12 protein-coding genes are annotated in these 9892 nt (G+C 73.5%); 1 reads left to right on the top strand and 11 read right to left on the bottom strand.

The genetic code is table 11. The features are described 5' to 3' along the window. Nucleotides 1–59: 59 nt before the first annotated feature. The 11 genes from lgt to hisI all read right to left on the bottom strand — a co-directional run bounded on the left by lgt (nt 60) and on the right by hisI (nt 9078). Nucleotides 60–1028, bottom strand: a complete 969-nt coding sequence (lgt, locus tag IF73_RS0101620) for a prolipoprotein diacylglyceryl transferase (RefSeq protein ID WP_031002593.1) — start codon at nt 1026–1028, stop codon at nt 60–62. A 64-nt stretch (nt 1029–1092) separates the two neighbouring features. Then, nucleotides 1093–1929: a DsbA family protein gene (locus tag IF73_RS0101615; protein ID WP_031002591.1), complete on the bottom strand. Its 837-nt coding sequence runs from the start codon at nt 1927–1929 to the stop codon at nt 1093–1095. Between the two features lie 73 nt (nt 1930–2002). Further along, nucleotides 2003–2824 (bottom strand): tryptophan synthase subunit alpha, encoded by an 822-nt coding sequence (trpA, locus tag IF73_RS0101610; RefSeq protein ID WP_031002589.1) that lies wholly within the window; start codon nt 2822–2824, stop codon nt 2003–2005. Beyond that, entirely contained in the window at nt 2821–4059 is a 1239-nt protein-coding gene (trpB, locus tag IF73_RS0101605) for a tryptophan synthase subunit beta (protein WP_037878060.1), read from the bottom strand. Before trpB ends, trpA begins: the two co-directional genes overlap by 4 nt. Before the next feature lie 310 nt (nt 4060–4369). Next, nucleotides 4370–4606: a tryptophan biosynthesis modulator TrpM gene (gene trpM / locus IF73_RS0101600; protein ID WP_031002585.1), complete on the bottom strand. Its 237-nt coding sequence runs from the start codon at nt 4604–4606 to the stop codon at nt 4370–4372. 10 nt (nt 4607–4616) lie between these two features. Further along, nucleotides 4617–5426 (bottom strand): indole-3-glycerol phosphate synthase TrpC, encoded by an 810-nt coding sequence (trpC, locus tag IF73_RS0101595; protein WP_031002583.1) that lies wholly within the window; start codon nt 5424–5426, stop codon nt 4617–4619. Between the two features lie 131 nt (nt 5427–5557). Then, nucleotides 5558–6055: a DUF2752 domain-containing protein gene (locus IF73_RS41785; RefSeq protein WP_031002581.1), complete on the bottom strand. Its 498-nt coding sequence runs from the start codon at nt 6053–6055 to the stop codon at nt 5558–5560. A gap of 110 nt (nt 6056–6165) precedes the next feature. Further along, nucleotides 6166–6420: an HGxxPAAW family protein gene (locus IF73_RS41780; RefSeq protein WP_031002578.1), complete on the bottom strand. Its 255-nt coding sequence runs from the start codon at nt 6418–6420 to the stop codon at nt 6166–6168. A gap of 118 nt (nt 6421–6538) precedes the next feature. Continuing rightward, nucleotides 6539–7189: a TIGR02234 family membrane protein gene (locus IF73_RS0101580; RefSeq protein ID WP_031002576.1), complete on the bottom strand. Its 651-nt coding sequence runs from the start codon at nt 7187–7189 to the stop codon at nt 6539–6541. Between the two features lie 6 nt (nt 7190–7195). Continuing rightward, nucleotides 7196–8695, bottom strand: a complete 1500-nt coding sequence (locus tag IF73_RS0101575; protein ID WP_031002574.1) for an anthranilate synthase component I — start codon at nt 8693–8695, stop codon at nt 7196–7198. An 11-nt stretch (nt 8696–8706) separates the two neighbouring features. Next, nucleotides 8707–9078, bottom strand: a complete 372-nt coding sequence (hisI, locus tag IF73_RS0101570; protein ID WP_031002571.1) for a phosphoribosyl-AMP cyclohydrolase — start codon at nt 9076–9078, stop codon at nt 8707–8709. An 84-nt stretch (nt 9079–9162) separates the two neighbouring features. Here hisI and IF73_RS0101565 point away from each other — a divergent pair, with 84 nt between their 5' ends. Continuing rightward, entirely contained in the window at nt 9163–9798 is a 636-nt protein-coding gene (locus IF73_RS0101565) for a TIGR03085 family metal-binding protein (RefSeq protein ID WP_031002570.1), read from the top strand. Nucleotides 9799–9892: the final 94 nt, after the last annotated feature.

The raw sequence follows: 9892 nt of genomic DNA, 5'->3' as shown, positions 1-9892 counted from the left end.
ACGAGGGCCGCCGGAACCTCTCGGTCCCGGCGGCCCTCGTCTCGGTACGGAAGGCGGTGTCAGCCCTTGGCGGCCGACCCGGCGCCGTTCCCGGCCCCGTTCTCCGCCTCGTCGGCCGGCTCCTCGACGGCCTCCGCCGGGTCCGCGTCCGTGTCCGCGTCCTTGCCGTCGGCCGCGTCCTCGTCGGCGTCCCCGGCGGGCTCCACGGCCTTGCGGGAGCGCGGCTCCACGATCTCCTCGCGGCCCGGGCGCATCCGCGCCGAGAGGACCATGTAGACCACGGCGAGCAGGAAGACGACGATCGCGGTCCACACGTTGAGGCGCAGGCCCAGGATGTGGTGGGCCTCGTCGACGCGCAGGTACTCGGTCCAGACGCGGCCGGCGCAGTAGGCGGCCACGTAGAGGGCGAAGGCGCGGCCGTGGCCGAGCGTGAAGCGGCGGTCGGCCCAGATGACGAGGAGGGCGACGCCGACGCACCAGAGCGACTCGTACAGGAAGGTCGGGTGGTAGAGCCCGGCCTCGCGGTTGGCGCTCTCGGTGATCTTCAGCGCCCACGGCAGGTCGGTCGGCTTGCCGTACAGCTCCTGGTTGAACCAGTTGCCCCAGCGGCCGATGGCCTGGGCGAGGGCGATGCCGGGGGCGATGGCGTCCGCGTACGCGGGAAGCGGGATGCCCCGGCGGCGGCAGCCGATCCAGGCACCGACGGCGCCGAAGGCGATGGCGCCCCAGATGCCGAGGCCGCCCTCCCAGATCTTGAAGGCGTCGACCCAGTTCTCACCCTCGCTGAAGTACAGCTGGTAGTCGGTGATCACGTGGTAGAGGCGTCCGCCGACCAGGCCGAAGGGCACCGCCCAGACGGCGATGTCGGCCACGGTGCCGGCGGTGCCGCCCCGGGCGATCCAGCGCTTGTTGCCGAGCCAGACGGCGACGAAGACACCGAGGATGATGCAGAAGGCGTAGCCGCGCAGCGGGATCGGTCCGAGGTGGATGACACCGGTCGACGGGCTGGGAATGTAGGCAAGGTCCATGGCAGGTCCGACGCTACCCTGCCGGGCGGGCGGACCGGCAGCCCGCCCGGCAACGTCTGGATAACTAACCCGCCGGTGACTGTCCGGCCGAGGGGGAGGCCGTGCCCGGCTTCTTGCCCTTGTTGGCCTCGGCGACCCACTTCTTCAGGTTCTCCGGCGAGATCTGTTCGCCGCCCTTGGTCGGGAAGATCGATTCTCCGTTGAGCAGCACGGAGGGGGTGCCGCGGAAGCCGCCGGCCTGGAAAGCATCGTTGGACTTCTCGACCCAGCTGTCGTGCGTGCCGTCCTCGACGCAGGAGCGGAACGCCGGCGTGTCGAGGCCGGGGACCTTGGCGGCCAGCTCGATCAGCTTGTCGTTCTTGCCGAAGGCGTCGTCGGTCTCCTGCGGCTGGTTGATGTAGAGCGTGTCGTGGTACGCGGTGAACTTGCCGGCGTCCTGGGCGCAGGCCGCCGCGTTCGCCGCGCGCAGGGAGCCGCTGCCGCCCATGTTGCCGTCGATGAGGGTGGCGAGGTGGTACTCGGCCTTGAGCGCGCCGGTGGCCTCCAGCTCGTGGATGGTGTCCCGCATGACGTTCTCGAACTGGGCGCAGGCGGGGCAGCGGAAGTCCTCCCAGATCTGGAGGGTGGACGGGGCGTCCGCCTTGCCGGTGGGGATGGCCGGCTTGTCGCCCTCGATCGAGCCGGTGGGGGCGACGACGGGCCCGGCCTTGGCCGAGTCGCTGTCCTTGCCGCTGTTGGCGGCGATCACGCCGACGACGGCGGCGAGGCCGAGGACGCCGACCACTCCCGCCGTCACGATCAGGACCCGCCGCTGCTTCTCCCGGGCCTTCTCGCGCTCGCGCTGCTGCTGGAGGCGCTCCCGCGCGCTCTTGTTACTACCGTCACGGTTCTTCTCGCTCACGCCCACAGCAACGAACCGGGGAGGCGCGTCCGCGCCTCCCCGGTCCGATATCCACCCGAATGGACTACATCGACTACGGGGTGCGGCGCACGCCCTCGGCGAGTTCGGCCGCCAGTTCCTTTACGGCGGCGAGTCCGGCGGCCTCGTCGCCGTCGGCGTCGAGGATCCGCTGGACGAAGGCCGAGCCGACGATGACGCCGTCGGCGAAGGCGGCGACCTCGCGGGCCTGGTCGGCGTTGGAGACGCCGAGGCCGACGCAGACCGGGATCTTCGAGGTCACGCGGGTGCGGCGGACCAGGTCGGCGGCCTGCTCGCCGACCGAGGCGCGGGTGCCGGTGACGCCCATCAGGGAGGCGGCGTAGACGAAGCCGGATCCGGCCGCGGTGATGGTGGCGAGCCGCTCGTCCTTGCTGCTGGGGGCGACGACGAAGACGGTGGCGAGGCCGTGCCGCTCCGCGTGCTCCCGCCACAGGGCGGACTCCTGGACCGGCAGGTCGGGCAGGATGCAGCCGGCGCCGCCGGCCGCGGCGAGCTCCTCGGTGAAGCGCTCGACGCCGTACCGGTCGATCGGGTTCCAGTAGGTCATCACGAGGACCGGCTTGCCGGTGGCCTCGTGGGCCTCCTTCACGGTCCGCATGACGTCGGCGATCTTGACGCCGCCGCGCAGGGCGATGTCGTCGGCGGTCTGGATGACGGGGCCGTCCAGGACCGGGTCGCTGTGCGGGAGGCCGACCTCGACGATGTCGGCGCCGCCGTCGAAGACGGCCTTGACGGCCTTGATGCCGCCGTCCACGGTCGGGAAGCCGGCCGGGAGGTAGGCGATGAGCGCGGCCCGGTCCTCGGCCTTGGCGCGCTCCAGGGTGTCGGCGAGCAGCTGGATGTTGCCGGTGGTCACTTCGAGCCCTCCTCGTCGTACAGGCCGAAGTAGCGGGCGGCCGTGTCCATGTCCTTGTCGCCGCGGCCGGAGAGGTTCACGACGAGCAGCGCGTCCTTGCCGAGCTCCTTGCCGACCTCCAGGGCCCCGGCGAGGGCGTGGGCCGACTCGATGGCCGGGATGATGCCCTCGGTACGGGAGAGCAGCCGCAGCGCCTGCATGGCGGCGTCGTCGGTGACGGCCCGGTACTCGCCGCGGCCGCTGTCCTTGAGGTAGGCGTGCTCGGGTCCGATGCCGGGGTAGTCGAGGCCGGCCGAGATCGAGTACGGCTCGGTGATCTGGCCCTCGTCGTCCTGGAGGACGTACGACCGGGAGCCGTGCAGGATGCCGGGCTCGCCGGCGGTGAGGGTGGCCGCGTGCTCGCCGGTCTCGACGCCGTGGCCGGCCGGCTCGCAGCCGATGAGCCGGACGCCGGTGTCGGGCAGGAAGGCGTGGAAGAGGCCGATGGCGTTGGAGCCGCCGCCGACGCAGGCGATGGCCGCGTCGGGAAGGCGGCCGGCGCGCTCCAGGAGCTGGCGGCGGGCCTCGACGCCGATGACCCGGTGGAAGTCGCGGACCATCGCGGGGAAGGGGTGCGGTCCCGCGACCGTCCCGAAGAGGTAGTGGGTGCGGTCGACGTTGGCGACCCAGTCGCGGAACGCCTCGTTGATGGCGTCCTTGAGGGTGCGGCTGCCGGACTTCACCGCGATGACCTCGGCGCCGAGCATCCGCATCCGGGCCACGTTGAGGGCCTGGCGCCGGGTGTCGACCTCGCCCATGTAGATGGTGCAGTCGAGGCCGAAGAGGGCGCAGGCGGTGGCGGTGGCGACGCCGTGCTGGCCGGCGCCGGTCTCGGCGATGACCCGGGTCTTGCCCATGCGCTTGGTGAGCAGGGCCTGGCCGAGCACGTTGTTGATCTTGTGCGAGCCGGTGTGGTTGAGGTCCTCGCGCTTGAGGAAGATCCGGGCGCCGCCGGCGTGCTCGGCGAACCGGGGCACCTCGGTGAGGGCGCTGGGGCGGCCGGTGTAGTGGGCCATGAGGTCGCCGAGCTCGCGGGCGAACTCGGGGTCGTTCTTGGCCTTCTCGTACTCGACGGCGACCTCGTCGACGGCGGCGACGAGGGCCTCGGGGATGAACTTGCCGCCGAAGGCGCCGAAGTAACCCTCGGGCGACGGGACCTGGCCCTCCGGGTCCGGGATGAAGAACTCGCTGGTCATGCGGATGCTGCTCCTCGCGGGGCGATGCGGTCGTGTGAGGGACGTGACTCGCTTCCACGCGCGCGCGTGCGGCCTCTGTGACGGCCCCGCCGTCCCGTTGTGGGCATGCGTTCCGCCGGGGCGGAACGGGTGGGCACAACGGGACGGCACCGTTGCGGGTGCCTCCGCTCCCCGTGCCTGGACCCGCACCCGTACGGAGCCGTACCGGCGGTGCGGGCTCAGGCCCGGAAAGCCTGGGCCCGGCAGGGGCGCCGTCCCTGTGCCCACCCGTCCCGCCCTGCGGGACGCCTGCCCACAGGGCCGGGGGCGGTCAGCGCGCGCGTGTGAGGCGGGCGCGCCATCGCATGCCCGGGACCGTGCCCGGTTCGGAGCCGATGCAGTGGCGGACCCGGCGGCCGTGGACCCGGCGGGCCGGCGCCCGGCAGCCCCGGGGCCGGCAGCCGCGGGCGAGCCGGGCGTGGGCCGGGACGGCGACCGCGCGCAGGCCGACCGGCCCCTGGGCCGTGGAGCCCGGGGCGGTCGGCACGGCGACGCGGCGAGGGGTCATGACGCGGCCGTCAGCTCCGGCCGTGCCGCAGGGCCGGGTGCGCGCCGGCGGCGACGAGGTCGGCGACGGCGGTCTTCGGGTCGCGGCCGGTGACGAGGGACTCGCCGACCAGGACCGCGTCGGCGCCGGCGTTGGCGTACGCGATGAGGTCGTGCGGGCCGCGGACGCCGGACTCGGCGACCTTGACGATGCCGGCCGGGATCTCGGGGGCGACGCGCTCGAAGGTGGAGCGGTCGACCTGGAGGGTCTTGAGGTTGCGGGCGTTGACGCCGATGATCCGGGCGCCGGCCTCGACCGCGCGCTCGACCTCCTCCTCGTCGTGGACCTCGACGAGCGGGGTGAGCCCGATGGACTCGGCGCGCTCGATGAGGGAGACGAGGGCCTCCTGCTCCAGGGCCGCGACGATGAGGAGCGCGAGATCCGCTCCGTACGCCCGGGCCTCCCAGAGCTGGTAGGCGGTGACGATGAAGTCCTTGCGCAGGACCGGGATGTCGACCCGGGCGCGCACGGCCTCCAGGTCGGCGAGCGAGCCGCCGAAGCGGCGCTGCTCGGTGAGGACGGAGATGACGGCGGCGCCGCCCGCCTCGTAGTCGGCGGCGAGTCCCGCCGGGTCGGCGATCGCCGCGAGCGCTCCCTTGGACGGGCTGGAGCGCTTGACCTCGCAGATCACGGTGACGCCGTCGCCGCGCAGCGCGGCGACCCCGTCCTTGGCCTGCGGGGCCTTGGCGGCGCGCTCCTTGAGCTCGTCGAGGGAGACCCGCGCCTGCCGCTCTGCGAGGTCGGCGCGCACGCCTTCGATGATCTCGTCGAGCACACTCACGCGAGAGGCCCCCTTCCGGGACGGTGACGGTTCCACGGAACCTGATGAACACGGTTCAGCCATGTCCGATGGTATCCGCAGGAGGCCGTCTGATCCGCATCGAGCGGCGCGGTGTCCCAATCCCTGGGACTTCACGGGACGAGCGCGGAGCCGAACGGCAGGTTCCGCACCACGGCGAACGCCGCGGTCAGCGCGCCGAGCGCCCACCACCAGGCGGGCCGCACGGTGATCCGGGTCGGCGCGCCGCGGACGGCGTGAACCAGCCAGACCGCCATGAGGACCGCGCAGACCGCGTAGCCGGCGACGGCGAGCGCGTTGGCGCCGAGGGCGGCGGCGAGGTCGCCGTGGGCGACGGCGTGGGCGCTGCGCAGGCCGCCGCAGCCGGGGCAGTACAGGCCGGTGAGGCGGAGCAGCGGGCAGACCGGGTAGTGGCCCGGTTCGTTGGGGTCGACGAGGCCGACGTAGGTGAAGGCGGCGGCGGTGCCGGCGAGGGTGGCGAGCGGGGCGAGCAGCCGCCGCCGGAGCAGGCGCCGCCGGAACTCCTCGGCCTCGGTGAGCGGCCTCGGCAGGAGGGGCGGGACGGGCTGCGGGGCGGGCGGGGTGGTCTGCGGCGGCGGCTCGGCGGTCACGCGGTGATTGTCGCCCGGGAGGCGGCGGGACGCACGACGGCGCAGCCCGGCGGTGCCGGACTGCGCCGTTCGTGTGGTGCGCGCGTCCCGTGGGCCCTGGGGGCTCGGGGTCAGGCGCGGGCCTTGGCCGCGGCGGTCGCGCTCTCGCGGGCGTCGATGACGGCCTGGGACTCCTTGGGCATGCCGAGACCGGCGATCTTCATCGCGCCGCCGACGACACCGCCGAGCACGATGACGCCGATACCGGCCCAGAAGCCGGGCACGTTCGCCGCCACCATGAAGACTCCGGCGATGCAGAAGCCGATGAAGGAGATGATGACACCGGTCCAGGCGGCCGGGGTGTGTCCGTGGGCGCTGCCCGCCATGAGTTGCTCCTCGTAGATGTTGCTCGGTGGTGACGTCGAAGACGACGGCCGTCATGTGATGACGGCGTCATTCTTCCGCACATGACCCCGCGGAGGTGACTCGGGGGGTCCCGGACGATCACGCGTCGTGTGTCGGGTCCTCGCCGCGGTCGAGCGCCTTCCACAGGTCCTCGGGCCGGTCGGGGTCGCCGGCGGCGGGGCGGCGCGCCGCGCGGGGCGCGCCGGAGCGCTCGTAGCGGCCGCCCATCGCGGGCCAGCTCTTGCCGTAGCGGAGGGCGAAGAGGCCGGCGACGAGGATGAGCAGGGCGCCGGCGGCGGCGACGTAGGGCCAGGCCGTGTGGCTGAGACCGGCGACGGCGGCGGCGGTGTCGCCGCTGATCCGGGCGGCCTCGGCGTCGAGGGCGGCGCTGTCGGAGGCGCCGAGGAGGGCGGCGAGGGCGGCGCCGGCGCCGCTGAGGGCGAGGAGCCCGGCGACGAGGGTGCGGCCGGCCCGGCGGACGGCGAAGACGGCGACGAGGGCGGCGAGGCCGACGATCGCGAGGGCGGTCGGGACGCCGGTGACGGTGCCGCCGTCGGCCTCGACGGGGACGGTGCCCCCGGCGACCGACGCGGTGCCCTCGGCCCAGATCTGGCCGGCGGAGAGCAGTACGACGGTGGCCCCGAGGGCACCGAGGAGCAGGGCGACGGCGAGGCTCCGCCGGCCGCCGGAGGTGACGGCCGCGCGGGCGGCGCGGGGCTGGGGTACGGGTACGGCACTCACGTACCCCACTATCCCCTACGGCTGCGATGAACCTTTCATCCGGTTGGCGGTGTGGACGGCGCGGAGGACGGCGGCGGCCTTGTTGCGGCACTCGGCGTCCTCGGCGGCCGGGTCGGAGTCGGCGACGACGCCCGCTCCGGCCTGGACGTACGCGGTGCCGTCGCGGAGCAGGGCGGTGCGGATGGCGATGGCGGTGTCGGAGTCGCCGGCGAAGTCCAGGTAGCCGACGCACCCGCCGTACAGGCCGCGCCGGGAGGGCTCCAGCTCCTCGATGATCTGCATCGCGCGGGGCTTGGGCGCGCCGGAGAGGGTGCCGGCGGGGAAGCAGGCGGTGAGGACGTCGAAGGCGGTCCGCCCCTCGGCGACCCGGCCGGTGACGGTGGAGACGATGTGCATGACGTGGGAGTACCGCTCGATCGACATGAAGTCGACGACCTCGACGGAGCCGGGGGCGCAGACCCGGCCGAGGTCGTTGCGGCCGAGGTCGACGAGCATCAGGTGCTCGGCGCGCTCCTTGGGGTCGGCGAGCAGCTCCTCGGCGAGGTCGTGGTCCTCCTGCGGGGTGGCGCCGCGGTGCCGGGTGCCGGCGATGGGGTGGAGCATCGCCTGCCCGTCCTCGACCTTGACGAGGGCCTCGGGGCTGGAGCCGACGACGTCGAAGCCGTTCTCGAACCGGAAGAGGTACATGTACGGGGACGGGTTGGTGGCCCGCAGGACCCGGTAGACGTCGAGGGCGGAGGCGGCGCAGGGGGTCTCGAAGCGCTGCGAGGGGACGACCTGGAACGCCTCGCCGGACCGGATGCGCTCCTTGATGTCGTCGACGGCGTCCTGGTACGCCGGGCCGCCCCAGAGCGCGGAGTACTCGGGGAGCTCGGAGGCCGGGAGGGCGACGGGGGTGGTGGCGACGGGGCGGGCCAGGTCGGCCTCCATCGCGTCGAGGCGGGCGACGGCGTGCGCGTACGCCTCGTCGACGCCGGTCTCCAGGTCGTTGTGGTTGATCGCGTTGGCGATCAGCAGGACCGAGCCGTCCCAGTGGTCGAGGACGGCGAGGTCACTGGTGAGCAGCATGGTGAGCTCGGGGAACTCCAGGTCGTCGCGGGTGGAGTCGCCGATGCGCTCCAGGCGGCGGACGATGTCGTACCCGAGGTAGCCGACCATGCCGCCGGTGAACGGCGGGAGGCCGCCGGCCAGGTCGCGGGGGGTGTGGAGGGTCTCGACGGTGGCGCGGAGGGCGGCGAGCGGGTCGCCGTCGACGGGGACGCCGACGGGCGGCGTGCCGAGCCAGTGGGCCTCGCCGTCCTTCACGGTGAGGGTGGCGTCGCTGCGGACGCCGATGAAGGAGTAGCGGGACCAGCTGCGGCCGTTCTCCGCGGATTCGAGGAGGAAGGTGCCGGGGCGTTCGGCGGCGAGCTTGCGGTAGAGCCCGACCGGGGTGTCGCCGTCCGCGAGGAGCCTGCGGCTGACGGGGATGACGCGGCGGTCCGCCGCCAGCTTGCGGAAGGTCTCGAGATCCATGGCGCCAGACCCTACTCGGCCGCGGGGAGGAGCACGTCGGTGTCGAAGCAGGTGCGGGTGCCGGTGTGGCAGGCGGCGCCGACCTGGTCGACCTTGACGAGGACGGTGTCGGCGTCGCAGTCGAGGGCGACGGACTTGACGTGCTGGACGTGCCCGGAGGTGTCGCCCTTGACCCAGTACTCGTTCCGGCTGCGGGACCAGTAGGTGCAGCGGCCGGTGGTGAGGGTGCGGTGCAGGGCCTCGTCGTCCATCCAGCCGAGCATGAGCACCTCGCCGGTGTCGTACTGCTGGGCGATGGCCGGGACCAGGCCGTCCGCGCTGCGCTTGAGGCGGGCGGCGATGGCCGGGTCGAGGTCGCTGGGGGTCCGGGGCGTGCTGGGCATGACGCCATTGTGCCGTGACGCGCGGGGGTGTCCGGCGGGGCGTCCACTGGGCGGACGGCGCGGAGCGGTCGTACGCTGGCGGGCATGTCGACCCATGCCAAACGTGAACGGCTTCTGCTCGCTGATCTGTTGGAGGCGGCCGGTCCGGACGCCGCGACGCTGTGCGAGGGCTGGCGGACCCGGGACCTCGCGGCGCACGTGGTGGTGCGGGAGCGGCGCCCGGACGCGGCGGCCGGGACGCTCGTACCGGCGCTGAGGGAGCGGCTGCAGCGGGTGCAGGACGAGTTCGCGGCGAAGCCGTACGAGGAGCTGATCCGGCTCGTCCGGACGGGTCCGCCGCGGTTCTCGCCGTTCGCGGTCAAGCAGGTGGACGAGGGGGCGAACGTCGTCGAGTTCTACGTCCACGCCGAGGACGTCCGGCGGGCCCAGCCCGGCTGGTCGGCGCGGGAGCTGGACCCGGTCTTCGCGGACGCCCTTTGGTCCCGGCTGGAGAAGGGCGCCCGGCTGCTCGGCCGGAAGGCCCCGGTCGGTCTGGTGCTGCGCCGCCCGAACGGCCAGACGGTGGTCGCGCACCGCGGCACCCCGGTGGTGACGGTCTCCGGGGAGCCGGGCGAGCTGACGATGTACCTGTACGGGCGTACGGAGGTGGCGAAGGTGGGCCTGGAGGGCGAGCCGGACGCCATCGAGCTGCTGAGCTCCACGAAGCAGCTGGGGCTCTAGGTCCTGTCGTCAAACTCCCGTCGTCGCCCGAAGGGCGGCCCCGCGGCGTCAGGTGCGTGCTCTCGGCGTGCCGGGTGGAAGTCCTCGTACTGGA

The organism is Streptomyces sp. NRRL F-5727 (assembly GCF_000719555.1).
Lineage (GTDB): Bacteria > Actinomycetota > Actinomycetes > Streptomycetales > Streptomycetaceae > Streptomyces.
The sequence above is the reverse complement of the archived record's forward strand: the minus strand, read 5'-3'. Positions and strand labels throughout refer to the sequence as shown.